The organism is Micromonospora sp. C41 (genome assembly GCF_018070485.1).
GTDB classification, from domain to species: domain Bacteria; phylum Actinomycetota; class Actinomycetes; order Mycobacteriales; family Micromonosporaceae; genus Micromonospora; species Micromonospora chalcea.
This window is the reverse complement of sequence record NZ_JAGPXP010000011.1, coordinates 164,615-187,444: the sequence shown is the minus strand read 5'-3', so window position 1 is coordinate 187,444 and position 22,830 is coordinate 164,615. Positions and strand designations below refer to the sequence as shown.

Annotated in this window: 20 protein-coding genes and 1 tRNA gene; 11 read left to right on the top strand and 10 right to left on the bottom strand. The window is 70.6% G+C overall.

The features are described from left to right. Positions 1-178 precede the first annotated feature (178 nt). Both KBX43_RS14920 and KBX43_RS14915 read left to right on the top strand, forming a co-directional pair. Complete coding sequence (locus KBX43_RS14920) at positions 179-1,909, top strand: CTP synthase (RefSeq protein WP_043324896.1); 1,731 nt, start codon at positions 179-181, stop codon at positions 1,907-1,909. Further along, on the top strand, positions 1,906-2,511 hold the full coding sequence (locus tag KBX43_RS14915) for an NUDIX hydrolase (RefSeq protein ID WP_043324895.1): 606 nt from the start codon (positions 1,906-1,908) through the stop codon (positions 2,509-2,511). Before KBX43_RS14920 ends, KBX43_RS14915 begins: the two co-directional genes overlap by 4 nt. Before the next feature lie 66 nt (positions 2,512-2,577). On the opposite strand, the gene KBX43_RS14910 is transcribed toward KBX43_RS14915, so the two are convergent. Next, on the bottom strand, positions 2,578-2,949 hold the full coding sequence (locus KBX43_RS14910; RefSeq protein WP_307851531.1) for a TM2 domain-containing protein: 372 nt from the start codon (positions 2,947-2,949) through the stop codon (positions 2,578-2,580). Positions 2,950-3,120: 171 nt separating this feature from the next. Here KBX43_RS14910 and ald point away from each other — a divergent pair, with 171 nt between their 5' ends. From ald to KBX43_RS14865, 9 genes are all read left to right on the top strand, one after another. Then, positions 3,121-4,236, top strand: coding sequence for an alanine dehydrogenase (gene ald / locus KBX43_RS14905; RefSeq protein WP_064446395.1), 1,116 nt, complete (start codon positions 3,121-3,123; stop codon positions 4,234-4,236). Between the two features lie 11 nt (positions 4,237-4,247). Next, the gene (locus KBX43_RS14900) at positions 4,248-5,219 is read left to right on the top strand and encodes a tyrosine recombinase (protein WP_064446394.1); all 972 of its coding nucleotides are present in this window, start codon (positions 4,248-4,250) and stop codon (positions 5,217-5,219) included. Positions 5,220-5,413: 194 nt separating this feature from the next. Further along, complete coding sequence (locus KBX43_RS14895) at positions 5,414-6,337, top strand: ParA family protein (RefSeq protein ID WP_013285595.1); 924 nt, start codon at positions 5,414-5,416, stop codon at positions 6,335-6,337. 41 nt (positions 6,338-6,378) lie between these two features. Continuing rightward, on the top strand, positions 6,379-7,446 hold the full coding sequence (locus KBX43_RS14890; RefSeq protein ID WP_069089181.1) for a ScpA family protein: 1,068 nt from the start codon (positions 6,379-6,381) through the stop codon (positions 7,444-7,446). 4 nt (positions 7,447-7,450) lie between these two features. Then, entirely contained in the window at positions 7,451-8,455 is a 1,005-nt protein-coding gene (gene scpB / locus KBX43_RS14885) for an SMC-Scp complex subunit ScpB (RefSeq protein WP_082930961.1), read from the top strand. Next, on the top strand, positions 8,442-9,212 hold the full coding sequence (locus KBX43_RS14880; protein WP_043324891.1) for a pseudouridine synthase: 771 nt from the start codon (positions 8,442-8,444) through the stop codon (positions 9,210-9,212). Before scpB ends, KBX43_RS14880 begins: the two co-directional genes overlap by 14 nt. 170 nt (positions 9,213-9,382) lie before the next feature. Continuing rightward, positions 9,383-10,063: a (d)CMP kinase gene (gene cmk / locus KBX43_RS14875; RefSeq protein ID WP_210884978.1), complete on the top strand. Its 681-nt coding sequence runs from the start codon at positions 9,383-9,385 to the stop codon at positions 10,061-10,063. After that, positions 10,060-11,466 carry a ribosome biogenesis GTPase Der gene (der, locus tag KBX43_RS14870; RefSeq protein WP_064446390.1) on the top strand — a complete coding sequence of 469 codons (1,407 nt, stop codon included), beginning with the start codon at positions 10,060-10,062 and terminating at the stop codon, positions 11,464-11,466. Before cmk ends, der begins: the two co-directional genes overlap by 4 nt. Positions 11,467-11,623: 157 nt before the next feature. Next, positions 11,624-11,697 (top strand) — tRNA-Pro (locus tag KBX43_RS14865). A gap of 545 nt (positions 11,698-12,242) precedes the next feature. On the opposite strand, the gene KBX43_RS31905 is transcribed toward KBX43_RS14865, so the two are convergent. The 9 genes from KBX43_RS31905 to KBX43_RS14825 form a co-directional block, all read right to left on the bottom strand. Beyond that, a complete protein-coding gene (locus KBX43_RS31905) occupies positions 12,243-12,365 on the bottom strand; it encodes a hypothetical protein (protein WP_282101032.1) in 123 nt (40 codons plus the stop codon). A gap of 564 nt (positions 12,366-12,929) precedes the next feature. Continuing rightward, entirely contained in the window at positions 12,930-16,463 is a 3,534-nt protein-coding gene (locus KBX43_RS14860; protein ID WP_210884976.1) for a DEAD/DEAH box helicase, read from the bottom strand. Then, a complete protein-coding gene (locus KBX43_RS14855) occupies positions 16,453-17,178 on the bottom strand; it encodes a Hachiman antiphage defense system protein HamA (protein ID WP_210884967.1) in 726 nt (241 codons plus the stop codon). The genes KBX43_RS14860 and KBX43_RS14855 overlap by 11 nt, the downstream gene beginning before the upstream one ends. A 317-nt stretch (positions 17,179-17,495) precedes the next feature. Beyond that, a complete protein-coding gene (locus KBX43_RS31900) occupies positions 17,496-18,785 on the bottom strand; it encodes a hypothetical protein (protein WP_210884965.1) in 1,290 nt (429 codons plus the stop codon). Then, positions 18,782-21,073, bottom strand: coding sequence for a Piwi domain-containing protein (locus tag KBX43_RS14845; RefSeq protein ID WP_210884963.1), 2,292 nt, complete (start codon positions 21,071-21,073; stop codon positions 18,782-18,784). Before KBX43_RS14845 ends, KBX43_RS31900 begins: the two co-directional genes overlap by 4 nt. Before the next feature lie 178 nt (positions 21,074-21,251). Next, entirely contained in the window at positions 21,252-21,968 is a 717-nt protein-coding gene (locus KBX43_RS14840) for a hypothetical protein (RefSeq protein ID WP_210884961.1), read from the bottom strand. Between the two features lie 8 nt (positions 21,969-21,976). After that, entirely contained in the window at positions 21,977-22,276 is a 300-nt protein-coding gene (locus tag KBX43_RS14835; protein WP_210884959.1) for an HNH endonuclease, read from the bottom strand. Then, entirely contained in the window at positions 22,273-22,467 is a 195-nt protein-coding gene (locus KBX43_RS14830; RefSeq protein WP_210884957.1) for a hypothetical protein, read from the bottom strand. Before KBX43_RS14830 ends, KBX43_RS14835 begins: the two co-directional genes overlap by 4 nt. Further along, on the bottom strand, positions 22,464-22,751 hold the full coding sequence (locus KBX43_RS14825; protein WP_210884955.1) for a hypothetical protein: 288 nt from the start codon (positions 22,749-22,751) through the stop codon (positions 22,464-22,466). The genes KBX43_RS14830 and KBX43_RS14825 overlap by 4 nt, the downstream gene beginning before the upstream one ends. Positions 22,752-22,830: the final 79 nt, after the last annotated feature.

Below are 22,830 nucleotides of genomic sequence, written 5' to 3'. Positions count from 1 at the left end.
GACGGGCACGGAAGAGGGCCGGGGGAGGGCCGGCACGGGCCTCACGTGCGCCGACAGCGGGTGCGACGCCGGCTCACGGTCCGGATGGTGTTACCGTGGAATCCCGTGGATCGCGTGATCACTTGTCTGATCGGCACGGCGGTTCGCACGACCGCTACGGACGACACGGGAGCAGGCCTTGGCCCCTACAGCACGGACGACCAGGCACATTTTCGTCACCGGGGGCGTCGCCTCCTCGCTGGGTAAGGGCCTCACCGCCTCCAGCCTCGGCAGTCTGCTGACCGCGCGCGGACTGCGCGTGGTGATGCAGAAGCTCGACCCGTACCTGAACGTCGACCCCGGGACGATGAACCCGTTCCAGCACGGCGAGGTCTTCGTCACCGAGGACGGCGCCGAGACCGACCTCGACGTCGGGCACTACGAGCGGTTCCTCGACCGGGACCTCTCCGGCAAGGCGAACGTCACCACCGGCCAGATCTACTCGGCGGTGATCGCCAAGGAGCGGCGCGGGGAGTACCTCGGCGACACGGTGCAGGTCATCCCGCACATCACCAACGAGATCAAGGCCCGCATCCGCGGCATGGCCGACCCGGACGCCGACGGCCAGGTGCCCGACGTGGTGATCACCGAGGTCGGCGGCACCGTCGGCGACATCGAGTCGCTGCCGTTCCTGGAGTCGATCCGGCAGATCCGCCACGACCTGGGCCGGGACAACTGCTTCTACCTGCACGTGTCGCTGGTGCCGTACCTGGCGCCGTCGGGCGAGCTGAAGACCAAGCCGACCCAGCACTCGGTGGCGCAGCTGCGCAGCATCGGCATCCAGCCCGACGCGCTGGTGCTGCGCTGCGACCGGGAGATCCCGGACAAGGTCAAGGAGAAGCTGTCGCTGTACTGCGACGTCGACCGGGAGGCGGTCACCGCCGCCCCGGACGCGCCGAGCATCTACGACATCCCGAAGGTGCTGCACCGGGAGGGCCTCGACGCGTACGTGGTGCGCCGGCTCGGCCTGTCGTTCCGCGACGTCGACTGGACCCGCTGGGACGACCTGCTGGAGCGGGTGCACCAGCCGCGGCACACGATCACCGTCGCGCTCGTCGGCAAGTACGTCGACCTGCCCGACGCGTACCTGTCGGTGAGCGAGGCGATCCGGGCGGCCGGGTTCGGCCACCGCGCCCGGGTGAAGCTCAAGTGGGTGCCCAGCGACGACTGCGTGACAGCGGCCGGCGCGGCCGCCGCCCTGTCCGGCGTCGACGGCATCGTCATCCCCGGCGGCTTCGGCGTACGCGGCATCGAGGGCAAGGTCGGCACCGCCCGGTACGCGCGGGAGAACGGCATCCCGCTGCTCGGCCTCTGCCTCGGCCTGCAGTGCATGACCATCGAGGTGGCCCGCCACCTGGCCAACCTCGACGGGGCGAACTCCCTGGAGTTCGACGAGGAGGCCGTGCACCCGGTCATCGCCACCATGGCCGACCAGGAGGACATCGTGGCCGGCCGCGGCGACCTGGGCGGCACCATGCGGCTCGGGGCGTACCCGGCGAAGCTCGCCGAGGGGTCGATCGTCGCCGAGGCGTACGGCAGCACCGAGGTCAGCGAGCGGCACCGCCACCGGTACGAGGTGAACAACGCCTACCGGGACCAGCTCACCAAGGCGGGGCTGACGATCTCCGGCACCTCGCCGGACGGGCGGCTCGTGGAGTTCGTCGAGCTGGACCGCAACCTGCACCCGTTCTTCGTGGCCACCCAGGCGCACCCGGAGCTGAAGAGCCGCCCCACCCGCCCGCACCCGCTGTTCGCCGCGTTCGTCGGCGCCGCCGTGGCGTACTCGCAGGCCGACCAGCTGCCGGTGGACCTGGACGGCGCGGCGAAGAAGGCCGGCCGCGGCGGCGGCGCCAAGGCCCAGGCCAAGTGAGCGGCGTCGAGCACCGGTACGAGGTGACCGCGCGCCGCCAGATCTGGTCCGGCCGGATCTTCTCGGTGGTCAGCGACGACGTCACCATGCCCGGTGGCGGCGAGGCGACCCGGGACTACGTGCGGCACGTCGGCGCGGTCGCCGTGGTGGCGCTCGACGACGCCGGTCAGGTGGTGCTGATCCGCCAGTACCGGCACCCGGTCGGCCGGCACCTGTGGGAGCTGCCCGCCGGGCTGATGGACGTCGGCGGCGAGGACCTGGCCGCCGCGGCGCTGCGGGAGCTGGCCGAGGAGGCCGACCTGACCGCGGCGCGCGTGGACGTGCTCGTGGACCTGCACAGCTCGCCCGGCTTCTCCGACGAGGTGGTCCGGGTGTTCCTGGCCCGCGAGCTGGCCGAGGTACCGGCGGAGCAGCGGCACGACCGGCACGACGAGGAGGCCGACCTCCAGGTGGTCCGCGTGGACCTGGACGAGGCGGTGCGGATGGTGCTGGCCGGTGAGATCACCAACGCGTCCTGCGTGGCCGGGCTGCTCGCCGCGGCCCGCGCCCGGGAGACCGGCTTCACCGAGCTGCGCCGGCCGGAGGCGCCGCTGCCGCGCTGATCGGGAACCGACGACGAAGGGGCCGCGCGGCGCTCTGCGCCGGGCGGCCCCTTTCCGTTGCGGTGGTCAGTCGCGCAGCGGGCGGCCCTGCCCGTCGACACCGCCGTTGACGAGGATCAGGATGCCGTCGACGAGGCCCCAGATCGCGCCGATGCCGCACGTCACGAGCGTGACGATGAGCTGGATGACACCGGTCTTGGTGTCGCCCATGTAGAACCGGCCGATGCCGAAGCCGCCGAGGAGGATCTGGAGCACACCCGCGACGACCTTGCTCTTGTCCGAGACGCCCTGCGGGTACTGCTGGTAAGGAGTGGTCATGAGCGGACACAATAGTGATCGACTCGCGTCCTGTCGGCCCCGGCACCCCGGTCGTGGAAGGATATTTGCCGAACTCTGTCCTGTCGGCTGATGACGTCTCCACCGGCCAGCCTGGCCCATGCCTGACACACCGTCAGCACCAGCGGGCACCGGATGTCACAGTGTCGCCGTCCGTGGGCTTCCCACGGCTCTAGACTGCCGCCGGCGGGACCGGTGTACCGCGCCGGCAACGGAGCCGGCGCGGCGCCGCGCAGTCGGGGGTGAGCAGCCCCGGAGGAAGGTGTCTGCATCGTGAAGGTCGGAATCCCCCGCGAGGTCAAGAACCACGAGTACCGGGTGGCGATCACGCCCGCGGGCGTCAACGAGTTCACCCGCCACGGCCACGAGGTCTTCGTCGAGGCCGGCGCCGGCGTCGGCTCCAGCATCACCGACGACGAGTTCGCCGCCGCCGGCGCGAAGATCCTGGCCACCGCCGACGAGGTGTGGGACACCGCCGAGCTGGTCCTCAAGGTGAAGGAGCCGATCGCCGAGGAGTACCACCGGATGCGCGAGGGACAGGTGCTCTTTACGTACCTGCACCTGGCCGCCTCCCGCGAGTGCACCGACGCGCTGGTCGACCGCAAGGTCACCGGCATCGCGTACGAGACGGTCGAGCTGCCCGACCGGTCGCTGCCGCTGCTCGCCCCGATGTCCGAGGTGGCCGGCCGGCTCGCCCCCCAGGTGGGCGCCTTCTACATGATGCGCACCGGCGGCGGGCGGGGCGTGCTGCCCGGCGGCGTCTCCGGCGTGTACGCCGCCAAGACCGTGGTCATCGGCGCGGGCGTGTCCGGCCTCAACGCCGCCGCCATCGCGCTGGGCCTGCAGTCCGAGGTGCTGCTGCTGGACAAGAACGTGGCCCGGCTGCGCTCCGCCGACGCCATCTACCGGGGCCACCTGCAGACCGTCGCCTCAAACGCGTACGAGATCGAGCGGGCAGTGCTCGACGCGGACCTGGTCATCGGCGCGGTGCTGGTGCCCGGCGCGAAGGCCCCGAAGCTCATCTCCAACGAGCTGGTCTCCCGGATGAAGCCGGGCAGCGTGCTCGTCGACATCGCCATCGACCAGGGTGGCTGCTTCGAGGACTCGCGCCCGACCACGCACGCCGACCCGGTCTACAAGGTCCACGACTCGATCTTCTACTGCGTGGCGAACATGCCCGGCGCGGTGCCGAACACCAGCACCTACGCGCTGACCAACGTCACCCTGCCGTACGCCCTGGAACTGGCCAACCAGGGCTGGCAGGCCGCGCTGCGCAACGACCCGGCGCTGGCGCTGGGCCTGAACACCCACGCCGGCAAGGTCGTCTACGGCCCGGTCGCCGAGGCGCACGGCATGGACGTGCTGCCGCTGGACGAGGTGCTGAGCTGACCGACGCCGCCGTGCGCGCGGCCGGCGCGGAACCCGCGCCGGCCCTGCGCCGCGCGGTCCGGACGTACCTGGACCACCTCACCGTCGAGCGCGGGCTGTCCGCGAACACGCTCGCCTCGTACCGCCGGGACCTGGACCGCTACCTCGCCACCCTGGCCGCCGCCGGGGTGGACGACCTGGCCGCCGCCGGGCCCGCGCAGGTCGAGGCCCACCTGGCCCGGCTGCGCGCCGGCGACGACGACCACCCGCCGCTCGCCGTCTCCTCCGCCGCCCGCGCCGCCAGCGCGGTACGCGGCCTGCACCGCTTCGCGCTGCGCGAAGGGCTCACCGGCGCCGACCCCAGCCGCGACGTCCGCCCGCCCGCGCCGCCGCGCCGCCTGCCCCGGGCGCTGCCCGTCGACGCGGTCCTGCGGCTGCTGGAGGCCGCCGGCCCGGCCGACGGCACCGGCGACGCCGCCGCCCGCGCGCTGCGCGACCGGGCGCTGCTGGAATTCCTGTACGGCACCGGCGCGCGCATCTCCGAGGCGGTCGGCGCCGCCGTCGACGACCTCGACCTGGACGCCGGAACCGTGCTGCTGCGCGGCAAGGGCGGCCGGACCCGGCTGGTCCCGGTCGGCGGGTACGCGGCCGACGCGCTGCGCGCCTGGCTGGTCCGGGGCCGCCCGGCGCTGCTCGCGGCCGGACGCGGCACCCACGCGGTGTTCGTCAACGCCCGCGGCGGCCCGCTCACCCGGCAGGGCGCCTGGGCCGTGCTGCGCGCCGCCGCCGCCCGGGCCGGCCTGCCGGTCGACGGCCCCGACGCGGTCTCCCCGCACACGCTGCGCCACTCGTACGCCACGCACCTGCTCGACGGCGGCGCGGACGTGCGCGTGGTGCAGGAACTGCTCGGCCACGCGTCGGTGACCACCACCCAGGTCTACACACTGGTCACCGTGGAACGACTGCGCGAGGTGTACGCGACAGCGCATCCGCGCGCCCGCTGAGCGCCGACGTGGCCGGCCCTGGCCGACGGGCCGCCGACACGCCGACCCGCTACCGAACGCGCTGCTGGCCGGTGGCGTACAGTCGGCATCGGCGCGGGCCTCCAGGTGCGACGGACCGGGGGTGCGCAGCGGCGCCGCGAGGGACGTCGGACGGCTCCGACGCCGGGTGGTCGTCGGGAGGGGGCAACGAGGACATGGCAGGAAACGGTGACCGTGCCGAGACCTGGACGTCGGAGCTCCGTGAGCAGCAGGCGACGCTCGGCGCCGATCTCGGCCCCGCCGACCCGGCCGCGTACACCATGCGCAAGCCGATCCCCGAACCCATGCCGACCGACCGGCACGGCCCGGCGCGGATCATCGCGATGGCCAACCAGAAGGGCGGCGTCGGCAAGACCACGACGACCATCAACCTGGGCGCGGCCCTGGCCGAGTACGGCCGCAAGGTGCTGCTCGTCGACTTCGACCCGCAGGGCGCCCTCTCCGTCGGGCTGGGCGTCAACCCGCACAACCTGGACCTGTCGGTCTACAACCTGCTGATGCAGGACGACGTCACCGCCGAGGACGTCCTGATCAAGACCGACGTGGCCGGGCTGCACCTGCTGCCCGCCAACATCGACCTCTCCGCCGCCGAGATCCAGCTCGTCAACGAGGTCGCCCGGGAGATGGCCCTGGCGCGGGTGCTGCGCACCATCCGCAAAGAGTACGACTTCATCCTGATCGACTGCCAGCCCTCACTGGGCCTGCTGGCGATCAACGCGCTCACCGTCGCGCACGGCGTGCTCATCCCGCTGGAGTGCGAGTTCTTCAGCCTGCGCGGTGTCGCGCTGCTGCTGGACACCATCGACAAGGTGCGCGAGCGGCTCAACTTCGACCTGGAGCTCGAAGGCATCCTCGCCACCATGTACGACAGCCGCACCACCCACTGCCGCCAGGTGCTGCAGCGGGTGGTCGAGGCGTTCGGCGACAAGGTCTACCAGACCGTCATCACCAAGACGGTGAAGTTCCCCGAGTCCACCGTGGCCGGCGCCCCGATCACCACCCTCGACCCGGCCTCCTCCGGCGCGCGCAACTACCGGCAGCTGGCCCGGGAGGTCATCGCCGCCCAGGCGGACCGGTAGGGCGCACGCCGGCCGCCCGCCGCGTCGTCTACGGTTTCCCGGTGACCGCACCGCCCCTCGACCCGCCACACGGCGCCGGCGACCCCGCCGTAGCCGCGGAGCTGGCCGCCGAGGTCGACGGTGTGGTGCCGGCCGACGCGGGCACCGGCGAGCAGACCAGTGGCTTCACCGTCCGGCTGGACAACTTCACCGGCCCGTTCGACCTGCTGCTCCAGCTGATCAGCAAGCACAAGCTGGACGTCACCGAGGTCGCGCTGCACAAGGTCACCGACGAGTTCATCGCGTACCTGCGGGCGATGGGCGACCAGTGGGACCTGGACGAGACCAGCGAGTTCCTGCTCGTCGCCGCCACCCTGCTCGACCTGAAGGCGGCCCGGCTGCTGCCCTCCGCCGAGGTGGAGGACGAGGAGGACCTGGCGCTGCTGGAGGCGCGGGACCTGCTGTTCGCGCGGCTGCTGCAGTACAAGGCGTACAAGGAGGCCGCCGCGCACATCGCCGAGCTGGAGGCGGTCGGCGGACGGCGCTACCCGAGGGCGGTCACGCTCGAACCCCGGTACGCCGAGGCGCTGCCCGACCTGGTGCTCGGCATCGGTCCCGAGCGGCTGCGCAAGCTCGCGGTCAAGGCGATGAGCCCGAAACCGGTGCCCGAGGTGTCCATCGCGCACGTGCACATGGTCCGGGTCAGCGTCCGCGAACACGCCGGCATCATCGCCGACCGGCTGCGCCGCGCCGGGATCGCCACGTTCTCGCTGCTCTGCGCCGACTGTGAGATGACGCTCGAGGTGGTGGCCCGGTTCCTGGCGCTGCTGGAGCTGTACCGGCAGGGTCTCGTGGCGTTCGTGCAGGAGCAGGCGCTGGAGGAGCTGACCGTCCGCTGGACCGGCCCGGTCGACGGCGAGGCCGAGCTGACAGTCGACGAGTACGCCGGCAGCCCCGAACCCACGACCACGTCCGTCCCCGCCGCACCGGCCGACGCCGCGGCTGCTCCGGCCGACGTCGGCGCCGGGGTGAGCGACGCCGCCGTGCCGGGCGACGTCGCCGCAGATGCCGCATCCGACGCCGCAGTGCCCAGCGAGACGGCGGACGAACACGCACCGACGCAGGAGTGAACGGATGAGCGACCAGGAACGCCGCGACTCCCTGGCCGACCAGGCCGCCGCATGGGTGCCCCCGTGGGAGCGTCCCGCCCCGCCCCGGCCAGCCCCGGACGATTCCGACGCACCGGCCGAGCACCCGGACCCCGACATCCCGGACACCACCGATTCCCGGGAAGCAGATCTCGACGCGACACCGGATTCCTCGGCGGATCTTGGAAGCGAAGGGCCCTCAGAGGGGCCCATTCCTTCCAAGATCGCCACGGTTCAGGGGGATCTTGGTACGGGGACGCCCCTCGGAGGGCGGGACCGTACCAAAATCTCGGGAGAGGCCGGGACGGACGACGCCGGGGGAGACGTCGGCCTGCCCGCGCGGGACGCGGCGCCGGGGGCGGGTGGGGGAGCGGGTGCTGAGGGCGTACCCGCCAAGCGGGGACGGCGGCGGGCCGCGCCGGAACCGGTGCCCGCGCCGGTCCTGGACGACGCGGAGCTGCGCGGCGCCCTGGAGGCGATCCTGCTCGTGGTGGACCAGCCGGTCAGCGAGCTGGTCCTGGCCGAGGTCCTGGAGCAGTCCCCGGAACGGGTCGGCGCGATGCTCGACGAGATCGCCGCCGGATACACCGCCGCCGGGCACGGGTTCGACCTGCGCCGGGCGGCGGGTGGCTGGCGTCTCTACACCCGGCCGGAATACGCCACCTACGTCGAGCGGTTCGTACTGGACGGGCAGTCCGTGCGGCTGACCCAGGCCGCGCTGGAGACCCTCGCCGTGGTCGCCTACCGGCAGCCGGTGACCCGTTCGCGCATCTCGGCCATCCGGGGTGTCAACTGCGACGGGGTGCTCCGTACCCTGGTGGGTCGCGGCCTGGTCGAGGAGTGCGGCACCGAAGCGGACAGCGGCGCCTACCTCTACCGGACCACCACCATGTTCCTGGAGAAGCTGGGGCTGAACTCGGTGGACGACCTGCCGCCGCTGGCCCCGTTCCTTCCCGACGACGTAGAAGAGCTTGCCGATGCGACGCGATGACCGTGCCCCGAAGCCCGACGCCCCCGTGTACGAGGGCGCCGAGCGCCTGCAGAAGGTGCTCGCCGCCGCGGGGGTGGGTTCCCGGCGCGCCTGTGAAGACCTGATCTTCCGGCGCCGGGTCACCGTGAACGGGCGGGTGGCGCAGCTCGGCGACAAGGCCGACCCGGCCCGCGACGTGATCGTCGTCGACGGGGAGCGGCTCCAGGCCGACGTCCGCCTGGTCTACGTGGCGATGAACAAGCCGCGCGGCGTGGTCACCACCATGGCTGACGAGAAGGGCCGCACCGAGCTGGCCGACTTCATCGGCGCGCGGCTGGAGCAGCGGGTCTACCACGTCGGGCGACTGGACGCCGACAGCGAGGGCCTGCTCCTGCTCACCAACGACGGCACCCTCGCGCACAAGCTCATGCACCCGTCGTACGAGGTGCTCAAGACCTACCTCGCCGAGGTGGCCGGGCCGATCCCGCGCAACCTGGGCAAGCGCCTCGCCGCCGGCGTCGAGCTGGAGGACGGGCCGGTGAAGGTCGACGGGTTCAAGCTGGTCGACACGCTCGGCAAAACCGCCCAGGTGGAGCTGACCCTGCACGAGGGGCGCAAACACATCGTCCGGCGCCTGATGGCCGAGGTGGGACACCCGGTGTCCCGCCTGATCCGTACCTCGATCGGTCCGATCAAGCTCGGCGACCTGCGCACCGGGCGGCTGCGGCGGCTGACGAACGCGGAGGTCGCCGCCCTGTTCAAGGCCGTGGGTGACTGACCCGCCGATCGGGGTACGGCTGCCGGTAGGCTTCGACGCGGTCCGCGGGCCGGCGCGTGCCGTCCGGCGGGACGCCCGCGCGGCGCGGGCATGATTGACGACAGAACCATCCGCTCAACGGCGCCCGGGAATCCGGGCGACCCGCGAGGTACGGGCTGAGGAGGACAACGGTGGAGGAGAACGTACCGGCCGGGCGATGTGTGGTCGCTGTGGACGGGCCGTCCGGTTCGGGGAAGTCCACCGTGTCGCGGCGACTCGCCGCGGGCCTCGGCGCCCGCTACCTCGACACCGGCGCCATGTACCGGGCGCTGACCTGGGCAGTCCTGCGCTCCGGCGTGGAACTCACCGACACCGAGTCGGTGGCCAAGGTCGCCGCCGAGGCCGACCTGCGCATCGGCACCGACCCCCAGGGGTACGCCGTGACAGTCGACGGCACCGACGTGTCCACCGCCATCCGCGGCGCCGAGGTGACCGCCGCCGTGTCCGCGGTGGCCGCCGTCGCCGCCGTACGCGAGCTGCTGGTGGACCGGCAGCGGCGGGTGATCGCCGACGCGGGCCGGATCGTGGTCGAAGGCCGGGACATCGGCTCGGTGGTCGCGCCGGACGCGGACCTGAAGGTGTACCTGACCGCCTCCGAGGCGGCGCGCGCGAAGCGGCGCAGCGCCGAGGACGCCGCCGACGTCGCGGCGACCGCCGCGGACCTGGCCCGCCGGGACCGCCTCGACTCGACCCGCAAGGTCAACCCGCTGCAGCAGGCCCCCGACGCGGTGGTGCTGGACACCACCGAGCTGGGCATCGACGAGGTAGTGGCCCGCCTGCGCGAGATGCTCACGGAGCGGGGTGCCGCGTGAGCCAGGATTTCGAAGGCTGGGTGGAGCTGCGCGAGCCGGAGGTCGACTCCGGTGAGCCGGCCGGCCCGCAGCCCGTGGTGGCCGTGGTCGGCCGCCCCAACGTGGGCAAGTCCACGCTCGTCAACCGCATCATCGGCCGCCGGCAGGCCGTCGTGGAGGACATCCCCGGCGTGACCCGGGACCGCGTGCCCTACGACGCGCAGTGGAACGGCCGGGCGTTCACGGTGGTGGACACCGGCGGCTGGGAGCCCGACGCCAAGGACCGGGCCGCGGCCATCGCCGCCCAGGCCGAGACCGCGGTGGCGACCGCCGACGTGGTGCTGTTCGTGGTGGACGCCATGGTCGGCGCCACCGACGTGGACGAGGCCGCGGTGAAGATGCTGCGCCGCAGCGCCAAGCCGGTGATCCTCATCGCCAACAAGGCCGACAACACCACCATCGAGATGGAGGCGACCTCGCTGTGGTCGCTCGGCCTCGGTGAGCCGTTCCCGATCTCGGCGCTGCACGGCCGCGGCTCCGGCGACCTGCTCGACGCCATCCTCGACGCGCTGCCCGAGGCGCCCGCGATCGTGGAGAACCGGCCGCGCGGCCCACGCCGGGTGGCGCTGGTCGGCCGCCCCAACGTCGGCAAGTCCAGCCTGCTCAACCGCTTCTCCGGCGAGGAGCGGGCGGTGGTCGACTCGGTCGCCGGCACCACAGTGGACCCGGTCGACAGCCTGGTCGAGATCGGCGGCGAGACCTGGCAGCTGGTCGACACCGCCGGTCTGCGCAAGCGCGTCGGCAAGGCCAGCGGCACCGAGTACTACGCCAGCCTGCGTACCGCCTCGGCGATCGAGGCGGCCGAGGTCGCCGTGGTGCTGATCGACTCCAGCGAGGTGATCAGCGAGCAGGACCAGCGGATCCTCACCATGGTCGTCGAGTCCGGCCGGGCGCTGGTCATCGCGTTCAACAAGTGGGACCTGGTCGACGGCGACCGCCGCTACTACCTGGACAAGGAGATCGACCGCGAGCTGCGGCGCATCCCCTGGGCGATCCGGCTGAACCTGTCCGCCAAGACCGGCCGCGCCGTCGACAAGCTCGCACCCGCGCTGCGCAAGGCCCTCGCGAGCTGGGAGACGCGCATCCCGACCGCGCAGCTCAACCAGTGGCTCACCGCGCTGGTCCAGGCCACCCCGCACCCGGTACGCGGCGGACGCGCCCCGCGCATCCTGTTCGCGACCCAGGCCGGGGCGGCGCCGCCGCGCTTCGTGCTGTTCACCACCGGCCCGCTCGACGCAGGGTATCAGCGCTTCGTCGAGCGCAAGCTCCGCGAGGAGTTCGGCTTCGAGGGCAGCCCGATCGAGATCTCGGTACGCCCGCGCAAGAAGCTCGGCCCCGGCGGCCGGGGCAAGGCCCACGGCTGACGCGCTCTCTACTTGCCGCTCTTGGTGTTGTCGCGCCACACCCTCCTAGGATGCTCTAGGGGGTGTGGCGCGCGGCGCGGGAGGGGCCTCTGCGCACGGTGCGAAGATCCTGCGCTAAGCTGTACCGGCTGCCGCAGGGGAGACCCGGCGGGGGCATCGGGACGTGGCGCAGCTTGGTAGCGCACTTGACTGGGGGTCAAGGGGTCGTCGGTTCGAATCCGGCCGTCCCGACAGCGAGAGGGCTTCCGCAGGTTAACGACTTGCGGAAGCCCTCAGCTTATTGTTTTGGCTCGATGCGGCGGCGGGTCAGGCGCTGCTGGAACCCTTAACTCGGGTGGTTTAGCGAGCCGGTCTTGGTTGCCTCCGCTGTGAATCGCCTGGCAGGCGTACTGCACTGGCCTCGTTATGGCCGTCGCTGGACCGCTTAACGGTGGACGATTTTCGGCCAAACGGGATGCGAGCTTCCCGCTCACAGATTGGCATGCCTGGGGCGTGCGCAGGTAGAGGCAACGACCTTGTCGGGGTCAAGGGCTGAGCAGCGCGTCGGCCGCCGCGTGCGTTCGGTGGCGCAGTGGTTAGCGGTCGCCGCTGGCGTGGACGGACTGCTACGGGCGCGCGTCAAGCTGGAGGAGCGGTGGGGCACCGGCTCGTGGCGTCAGGGACCTATGGACGCGGACGGGCTCGAAGCCGGCTTCGGGTCCTCCCTGGCCGGTCGACGCTGACGAGCAGGAAGATCACCGCGCCCAATGCGACTACGGGCATCGCCGCGATAGTGATCATGCGTGCCCGACGAGGGCCTTGCGGATCTGCCAGACGTGGATGAACTTCAGCAGCCGCCGCTGCGACTGTCGGGAGGGGGCCTCGTTGGCGTGGGCGTCCCACAGGGCTTGCTCAAGCACCGTCCGGTTGGTCGGATCCGTCTCCCGGCTGAAAAGGGTCACGATCTCAGCTGCTGCGGATGCGTGTGTGGTGATGCCCGCCCGCAGCCCGGCGGCGGTGTTTCCAGATGGCCCGAAGAAGGCGTCCGGTCGGTGGCGATCCGGGACCGGAGCTTGTCCAGCTCTGGGTCGCCTAGCATGGCCAGCGTGGTGATTGGCGGAGTGAGCGATCGGCGGTGAACCAGATGCCGATGCCGACGCCTGCCAGTGCCACGACCAGGGCGAGGAATGCCCACCATGCGTCGCTGAGGGTGGTGACCTTCCCGATCGCGGTGAACGGTCCAGCGCCGAGCAGGAGCGAGCCAACCGCTGCTGTGGCGGCAGTCCGCATGTCCGGCACCGCGTTCAACGGCGACGGTCCGGACGCCACGTTCGCCAGTTCGTTCCTGGCGGGGGAGGCGGACACGACGGATCGCCGGCTACATGACGAGGCACTAGCTCCGCCGGCTACGACAGGCGCTGCCGGCACCAAACCATTCGGTGCCGGCACGGACCGTACGGCCGCAGGCGGCGCAGCCGCTTGTCTCACGAGGGCAGCGGTGCGCCCGCCGGCGATGGCGATACCTCCTCGGGGCCCTGATAGTGCAGCACGATCCCAGTACCGACGGGCATGCGCCGGGCGCGCAGCACCCCGTGCCGCTGCGGCACGAGGCGAACCGACGCCTCGCCCAGCAGGTCGAAACCCGTCGACCAGATGTCGATCTTTCCTGGGTCCGCGTCGGTCACCCGTAGCCACGTTTCGGGATCCGGTGCCGCCGCGTGCCAGACGACGTCGGGGACGACCACAGTCTGCCGGCGCCACCGGTGTGCGCGGCGGGTCCGTGTGGGGTTCGCAAACGCCTCCCACGCCGACCGCGACTCGGGTGTCGGCCACTGCGGGCTCAGCGCGTGGGCGAGGTCGAGGTTGTCGATCCAGTGATGCATGCCGGCCACCGTGTCGAAGGAGGCGCCAGTGCTGGTCACCGCCGATATGGCGGCGAGGCGATAGTCGAATCCGGAGCGGATGAGGACCGAGGCCGGCAAATGAAAGGTGCCCGTCTCGATCGCGGTGACCGCAGTGCCCAGCAGGGCGGTGGCGTCGGCGTTGTCCTGGGCGGTCTCATAGACGCGGGCTGCCTCCATCCCCCAGACCAGCCGGTAGATGACGTCGGCTTCGATGAACTGCGCGATCTGGACCCGGTCACCCGGCACCTCGCTGAGGGCCAGTCCGTGAACCCAGTGCCGGAGCACCGTGTCGCGGTTGTCGACCGGGTTCTCCGGTCCGAACGCCGGCACTGCGAACACGACGTCGGCGATCTGGGTGATCAGGTCGCCGGCTTGCTCGTGGTCGTCGCCGAGGAGTGCCGTTTCAGCCTGGCCGGCCAACGCGACGATATGCCCCGAGACCTGCGCGAGCTCGGATCCTGCTTGCGCGCCCAGTCCGGCCAGATACCAGCCTCGGCGCTGCGAGGCCGTCGACGTGCGCCACAGGTGCCGGGTCCGGCTGAAGACGACTTCGCGCAGGACGGCCTGGGCGGTGTCGTCATAGCGGCGCAGCTGACGCTCGAACAATGAGTCACGCAGCGCATCGGTGAGGAACTGCGTCGCCGCGTCCGTGACGAGGTCCTGGTCGCCGTCACCGACGATGCTCAGGATGCCGATGTCGAGCAGCGCCAGGTTCGACCGCCAGCCCGCCGCCGCGGCGGCCTGCTCGTCAGCGGTGCCGGCGGACAGCACGGGCAGCGACCAGTCCAGGCCGCCGGTGAGGTAGGCGAGCACCGGTTCGACGGAGGCCAGCCCGTAGGCGGTGACCAGCTGCCGGACCAAGGCGACACCGACGCCGATGAGCCCGGACTGCAGCGGCCGGCCACCGTCGCCCTGGGTCAGCCCGAGCCATTCCTGGCGCCGCCAGGCACCGGTCTTGAAAATCGGGTAGAGGACGAGACCTTCGGTGTCGACGAATGCCCGGCCGGCCCGTCCGATCACGTTGGCGAACTCGGATCCTTTGAGCAGCTCCCCGCTGCGGTGCAGACTGTGAAAGAGCACGGCCGAGGCGGACAGGTTCAGCCCTTGGGCCAGTGTCGGCGAGGCGATGGTGACCTTCAAACTGCCGCGTTGCAGGAGCCGTTCCACCTCGCGCCGGAACGGCCCCGGCAGCGCTCCGTGATGGATGGCCACGCCGAGCTCAAGACAGCGCAGGATGGGATGGTCGGGGCCGAACCACTCGGCGCCGACGGTTAGCGCGTCGCTGAGATCGACGCCGTCCGGCAGCACGGACGGGATCAGACCACGACCGTACAGATCGATGATCTTTGGGGCGTAAGGTTCGACCCAGTTGCGCTGCGGGCAGAAGACCAGGACGGTCTGGCCTTCCTCGACCAGCCGCCATCCCGTGGCGATGATGTGCTCACCCTGGTCGGCAGGGAACAGCTTGCGGCGCGGTGGGCGCGGTTTCTTGGCCTCGAAGTAGCGAGGGATGAACGACTGTTCCGGGCCGAGAGTGATCGTCAACCTGGCGTGGTCGCCGCGCCACTCGACGAGCCCGAACCGCTGCCCGGTCGGGCGCCAGCCTTCGCGATGCAGGCCGTCCGGCTCATCGTCGGTGATCCAGGCGACGAAGTCGTCGAGGTCGTTGCCGGAGGGAAACACCGCCGAGAGGCACAGGATGCGCCGGGTCGCGGCGTCGGCGCGGCGCAGCAGGCGCTGGATCTGGGCCTCGTAGCGGACCTCGCGCTCGGAGGCGCCGATCATGTGTCCCTCATCCAGCACGATCAGGCCGACGTCGTCGAGCACGGACGGGTCGGATCGCAGCGCGAAGTCCAGCTTCTCCGGGGTGGCGACGACGACCTCACCGGAGCGCAGGGTGTCCTCATCGACGTCGCTGGTGCCCATGCTGCCGTACAGCGATGAGACCCGGATGCCCAGCGGGGCGAAGGTCCGGGTCAGAACGTGCTCGGTCTGCGCGGACAGGGCACGTAACGGGGTGACGTACACCGTCCGGCGGCCTTGGGCGAGGCACGCCAGGATCGCCAGTTCGGCGATGCGGGTCTTGCCGGCGCTGGTCGGTAGCGCGACGACGAGATCCCGCGAGTCCTGGAAGATCCGGTGGACGACATGCAACTGCGACGGCCACAGGTCAATCTCGGCGCGTTCGCGGGCCAGCAGCGACGCGACGAAGGTCTCCCGAAGCTCGCGCCACCGGCCGGCACGGTCAGCGGCGGCTCCGAGCGGCGGGGGCTGCGGAATCGTCGTCTGCAGGCTGGTGTCGAACAGCTCGCCGAGCAGGTGCCGGGTCAGGCGGTACACCCACCACGGCCCGGGCGCGCTGACGTCCGAAGACGCCTGTTCCCCGAGCTGCAGGTCTTGCAGCGCGGCGTCGAGCAGGGCGCGGCTGCCAATCTCGATGGCGAACAGGGCGGCCGAAACCGCGGAGAGGTAGTTCTCGCTGAGCAGCAGCACGACGGGCCCGACCTGATCAGCTGCGTTTTCCAGGTCGTTCAGGACATCCGGGTCGTCCGGGTCGACGTCGGGTGCGGTGAAGGCGGACAGCATGGCCTCGTCGGAGACCTCAGGTGACGACCGCAGCCGGCGGGTCCGCTGGTCGATAGCGGACAAGTCGCGCATGAGCAAGTCCGCGAGGGTGTGCTCCATCGGCGTGAGCCGGCCCGACGCGCGGCTCGCGTGAATCAGCGAGTACGCGCGGGCGGCGTAGCCGGCGAGGTGGCTGGCCGCCCCGGCGACGAGGTTATGAAACACCAGCTCGGGTCCTGGGGCTGCGTTGCGGGTGGCAGCCTCGATGGCGTACGAGCTCTGGATGAACCCTTCCCGGGTGAGGGTCAGCTGTCCCGTCGTGTCGTCCTCGGCCGCCTCCAGCAAGCCAAGGCTGGTCGACAGCAAAGCGTATCCGTAGTTGAGCAGGTCGGCGTCGAGGAAGGCGCTGAACGTAGGTGCGCCCGCAGGCAGGACCCCTTCGCGGCGGATCATTGATTGGGCCTGCCCGCGGGCCAGGAGCCGGCCGCGGAAGCCGGCGTCAGTGGCCATCGTCAGCAGCTGTGCCAGGCGCTGCGCCTCACGCGCCATCGGTGACCACCAGCTCGTAGGCGTCGGTGATGAACTTCTTGTGGCCGTGTACCCGCAGCGTGATGGTTAGCTGCGCGACAGCGCCGGTGTACGCCTGCAAGTCAGCGGTCACGTGCTTGCCGGGGTCGTTGCTAGTGAACAGGAACATCAGGTGGCTGACCCGGTTGGCACGGACCTCGTCGAGCAGCTGCAGCATCAGCACGGCTTCGCCGACCTCGGCATCGGCTGTCGACAGCAGCCGCTCGGCGAACTGGGTGAGCGAATGTGCCGAGGGCATCTCCATTTCCCGCGCCAGACCGTTGCGGGCCTCCGTGACGGTGTCTTTGGCGAGGGTGACGCGGCTCTTGGCCTCCGCCTTGATGATCACCGCCTTGCCCGCCGTGTCGAGCTTCGCGCCCAGCACGTCGTCGCCGCGCATCGCCCACTGCTGATGGTCGCGTTGGATGAGCCGGCTCGGTCCGACCACCCATCCGTGCTCTTCGTGCAGGTACGCCGTCGCAAGGATCTCACCCATGTCCCCGGACCGTGCAGATGCCTTGGTCGGCAGCTTGTTGCTGAGGAACTTGGCCACCCCGTCCTTGCCAAGCCGGTGGGCGATGAGGGCGAGGGACCCGGAGTCGGCGTACGCGCCGGGCAGCGCGGCGGCAAGGGTAGCGATGCCAGTGGCGTCGTCGAATGACTCGATGACGCCAGCGTGGTGGCTGCCGATGGACACGAGTGCACCGAGGGTGCACCAGTTCCGGAAGTCAACGGTGTCCAACCGCGCACGTGTCCTTCCGTGGGCAAGATTTTCGGTGGAGGAACTGTACCGAGTCAGGAACCAGGATGCCGGACAGCGCGGCGAGCACCGCCGCGAGCTGGGTCCCTGTCCACGGTGCTTCCCACCGATGAGCCCGGCTGTGGGTACCTCCTCCCGCACCGATTCGGTCGAGACAGGCGGAGGGCCATCGCGGGATGACTCCACCGGCTCTGTCGGTCGAAAACGTGCCGACGGCGCGGATTGCGCTGCGCAGCGGGATTACCGGACGACCGTTACGGTCGGGAGCCGGACCGGCGTGAGCGGGACTGACGGGTGGGGACCGGCACGTGGCTCGGCCGGGACACGATGACGACGTCGGTGATGTTAGGCCGTTCCAATAGGGCACGGCGGGTGGTGCCGTACTCCTGGACGGAACCGGACTCGTCGTAGATGAACACGGCCAGCTTGCGGTAGGGGCCGTTGCCGGTCAGGTAGGCGACGTAGTCAATGAAGATCTGCTGCTCGAACTCCTTGAAGTCGCTGGCCTTCCGGGCGTACTTGACCTCGATCAGCAGGCCGAGCGACGGGATGCCGAAGTCGGCCCGGTACGTGCTGTGCCCGATCTTACGGAGGGTCTCCTCGTCGACGAGGTCGGGGAAGACCGGCCGCAGCATCATCCAGAGGATGTCCTGTACCTCGCGTTCGGAGGTGATCTGCCATCGGATGGGCCGCTCGCCGGCGGTGTCGTAGCGCCAGTGGCGCATCGCGTCCTCGAACCGGCTCAGCAGCACGCCCACGTGGTTGAGGCTGAGCAGCTGATCGTCGATGCTACTGGTGACGATGCGAGTGGCGGCCTCGATCAACAGCGCCGACCGCCACGCGGCGACCGGGCGCGGCCCGCCGAGCAGGATCGCGTTGATCAGACGGGAATGCAGCAGGCGCAGCTGGTCGGGGCCACCGGCAGCGGGGCGGGGCGGCAGGGTCAGGACCCAGTGCAGCGCGGCCAGCTCTACCGGGTCGTCGATGCCGTCCAGGGCCGGCCGGGCCGCCGGGTCCAGGTCGAGCAGATGGCGAGCGTACTCCTGAAACAGCTGGAGCAGCAGGGTCGGCGGGCGTAGCCGGGCGTCCTGCAGCACTGTTCTCAGCCAGGTGCGGACCTGGGATGCCTCGGCCGCCACGGCGTTGGCCGCCAGGGCTAGGCCGACGAGCTGGCCGGGGTCGTTGATGAAGGTCACCCCATCGCTCTGGAAGGGGCTGCGGCGCATCACTTCGGCCATGCCGTCGATCAGCAGCTCCTGGGCCGCCGGGCTCTGCTCGCCCGGGAACGCAGTCAGGCCGTAGCCGAGCACGGCCAGACCCGCGGCTTGGATGAATCGGTGCGTGTTATCGCGCAGCCACGCCGGCGTCAGCGGATCGACGTTCCAGCGGAATCCGAGGTGACGCCCGCCCAGCAGGTGATGGGCGAGCAGTCCGTCGAGGTTGCCGGGCAGGTTGGCCCGCAGCAGCGGCTCCTGCAGGGCCCGGAGCTGATCGCCGAGCAGGGAGCCCACCGGCACAAGCGCGCCGGGGTCCGGGGCGGTCACAGGAACCACCGGCTGCCGCGCAGGCGGGTGACGATCGCGTCAGCGTTCCAGTTCTTCACGTGCCGCAACTGGCCGAGCAGCTCGGCGATCAGATCGGAGTATTGGATGGTCACCGGCAGCCGCGAGGGGTACATCGTGCGCCATGACATGCTGGTGAACCGGTAGGCCTGCCGGGCGAGGTACTCGATGTCGGTGAACGTCGACTCGGCGTGCAGCTTGAGCAGCAGCGGCTTGGGGATCGCGTGGGTGGCGCTCTTGAGATCGTAGGGGCCACCGACGGCCAGCAGCATCTCGCGCCGTCCGATCGCGACGGCGTGCCCGCGCTCCGGGACGAACCGGCCCTTAACCGCGCCGCCATGGGTGGCGATGCCGGCGCTCGCCCGGTCGAACATCACCAGCTCGTGGTCGTTGCTGACGTGGACGAACGCGAACTCGACCGACGCGTAGTCGCGGGTGAGCCGTTCCACCAACTGCTTGACCGCGATCGCCTCGACATCCTTGAGCGGCTTGAACACGTGGAAGATCAGGCGCAGGCCGTCGCCGCGCTGCCAGGCGTTGCGGTTCTTGATGTCCTCGATGCACTCGGTGAGCGAGCGCAGCAGCTCTCGCGGGTAGTCGGCGTAGTCGGCCTCTCGGGAGGCGTTCGACAGCAGGTAGGTGCCGTCGGCGGAGAAAACGGTGGTGATACCCACGACCCGTTCCGGCTCGGTGAGCCGGCTGGCCTTGACGTGGGCGCTGCCGATTCCGATAACCAGCTCCTGCGCCAGGGCGCGGGGCGCGGCGATCACGAACGGGATCCCGCCCAGCTTGGCGTAGCAGGCCAGCGCGATGCTGTTGAGCGGGACGGCGAGCTTCGGCAGCCGCACCGTCTCGATCTTGACCTCCTGGACCGGCACGCCGTGCCCCATGAACGTGGACTTCGCCACCAGGTACGGACTGTCGTCGCCGGCCAGGTGGGTCTGCGCCTCGCTGGTGATCACGATGGCCAGGTCGACGGCGCCGGCCTGCAGCGCCGCCCGGCAGGCGTGCCGGTAGGCGTCGGCGTCTAGCGGACCGCCATCGAAAGGGTGCACCGAGACGTCGCAGCTGGCCAGGTGGTACTTGCGGATGAACCCCTGGCTGAACGGGTTCTGCCCCGGTACGCCGTGCAGCAGCTGGTTGATGAAGTTCTCGACGACGCCCTTGTGCTCGCGCGGTGTGATCACCGCGATCCGGGGTCGTTTGTTCGCGAAGAACTCGACGTCGAACGGTCCATTCGTGGTCAGGCCACGCTCGAGCTTGTAGTCGGTTTTGTCGCCGGCCTGGTCGAACCGGAACGTCGGCGACTGGTACCGCGCACTTTGTACCGAGCGTCCGTTGCTCGAACCGACCGGCTGCTCGATGGTGGCGGCCAGCCCGTTGGCCAGCAGCAGCGGCCCGTGCTTACCGAGCCGGGTGGCGATGTCGATCGTCTTCTCGTAGCGGCCAAAGGCGCCTAGCAACTCGAAGGCCGCCTGGTCGAGTTCCCGCTGGATGCGGGCGCCGTCGGTGCCGGCCAGCGTGCGCAGGACGTCCTGGAAGGTCTCCAGCCTGCCCTCCAGCCACGCCTGGCTCGCGTCCACGGTGTCTGCACCGGGAGCGTCGCGCAGGATCAGGTCGCTGCCGTGCACCCGCTCCACTGCCCCGGCCGCGCGCCGGTACGCCCACGGATCCATGTCCGGCTCCGTGACCATCGTGCCGGGATTGGCGAGCACGTACTGACCGAGTACACCGACCCCCAGCTCGAGCAGCTCCGCGACGGTCAGGTCGATCTCGCGGCGGGTCTTGACGCCGACGATCACACCCGGCCGGTCGGATGGGCCCATCGTCCGGGCATCCAAGATGAACTGGGGGTAGACGTGCAACCGGCCGAGCGCCTGCGGGCGGTGCTCACCCACGAGCGGCTCGAGCAGATCCTTACCGGCGAACCGGGACACGAAGGTGACCGGCTGCCGTTTGCGCAGCTGGTACCCCCAGCCGCGGACCGCACGCAGCAGCGCCTGCTCCGCCAGCCGCATCGTCAGCGGCTTGTGCTCCCGCAGGTGATAGGTCGTCGGGGTGCCGTACGGGTCAGCGCCGTCAACGATCGGAATGCACTTGATCGAGTCCCGGATCCTGGTGACGACGTGACTGTCGACAAGCTTGACGCGCAGTGCGGACAACTGCTCGGGGGAGGTATAGGGCACCTCGCCGCCGTCGAACGTGGCCGCGGTGAAAGTGACGGGTAGGAAGTTGAATGCCAGCTGTGGCGGGCCGGGCCGCGGATTCAAGAGCAACACCTCGTCGAAGGACAGGGCCGTGGGGTGTGCCGTCGACCGCCGCGCCGACGACTACCCATCGTCGCATCGAGGTACGACAAAAACGCCGCGGTGCCGGCGGCAGGAACCGGCCGCCAGCGTCCCGGGCGACGATTCGAGTCGCCCGTGCCTTGGGCGCTGCCGACTCGGATCAGATCAGCACGCTGCTGCGCGCCCAGTGTGTGACTTCCGCGGACGACTCGGCCGGTGGCACGCCCGCGGCTCCGAGCTGCCAGCTGGCCCACAACGCAAACCGGCCGGCGACCTCACTGTCCGCCGAGGAAACCATCAGACCGTCACCGCCCGGGGCGTCGAAGACCACAGAGCCGGAGAAGTGACCGGAGAACGCACCGTCGAAGGTGATCGTCAGCTCGTCGTTCGCACGGCGGAAGTCGACCTCGTCGATGGTCAGGTCGAGGTCGTCGCACTGCGGTTCTTCGGCGTTCACCGGACCGTTCGGCAGATCCACGCTCTCGATGGAACCACGGGCCTGCTCGGCGACCGCGCCAACCAAAGTGTGCACCCCGCTGCGCAGGGCGTCGGCCAGTGGGCACCCGATGATCTCGGCCAGCACCGTCATGGCACTGCGACCCCGCTGGTTGAGGGTCAGCGCGACCGGGACCGCAAAGGACTCCAGCTCGACGTGCAGGTGGTCAGCGGTGAAGAAGTCGACGCCGGCCGGGTCGGTGAGGGCCAGTTTCTGCACGATCGCTGGCGCATGGCGCAGGAACGCGGTCCGGGCCGAGCTGTCGTGCAGGCTGTCGGCGTTGACGCGGCGCAGGTAGCTGCCAATCCGGTTGCCGGCAGCGAAGCCGCGGACTGCGTCGTCCACCCGGGGCTCGAGCTTGCGGGCCTTGTCCAGGTGCATGCCGAGGATCAGCGTGATCGTCGGGGCGTGGTGTTGCTCTTCTTACGGTTGCAGTCGCCGCAGATCGGGGCGAGGTTCGCCGGCCGGTCGAGGTCGAACCTGGGCGGCAGTCCGTAGCGGTGCAGCACGGTGGCGCGGTTGGCGGGGGTCAGGTTCCGTGCGATTAGGTGGTCGATCTGGACGTCGGTGAAATCTTTGGGTGTTCCGCAGGCGTAGCACCGGTAGTCCCACAGCCGGTGCAGCACGTCGCGCAGCACCGTGTTGTCGGCGTTCGGCTGATACCGCACCGGGGCGGTGCCCAGGGTCACCGGGAGCTGCCGGACAGGTAATGCGCTAAGGCGAGTAGCAGCGCGACGGTGTCGGTAAGGATGGCGGTGGGCACGTTGGGGCTGCCGGCGACGGCGAGCGGCCCGGCCACCGCGCCGACCGCCGCGGCGGCGAGGACGAAGACGGCCAGCCACAGCGGCCGGAACGACGATGTGGGTGCCGTCGAGGTCATTCGGCGGGGCCTTTCAATGCGGCGCTGCGTTGCGCCGGTCGGACAGGACGGTGAGTAGCTGGGTGTAACGCCTCGACGCTGTCGGCGCGGGCGTCGGCCGCCGCGGCGCCGATCCGGGCTTCGCCGAGCAGGGTGCTAAGGTCGGTGTTCTTCGTACAAAGGGCCGCGATTACCGTCTCCAGACCGCGTTCGCGGGCGGAGGCTTCCTGCTGATACGCGGTCAGATCGGCCAGCCTACCCCAGCTCAGCGTCTTTGCCTCACCGTCGGCGTCGTGCAGCCGCAACGGCCAGGACGTCCGCTGATGCGGTGCTCGGCGCCCCAGGCATGAGGCGGGGGAGTGGTGCGATGACTCCTTTACTCGG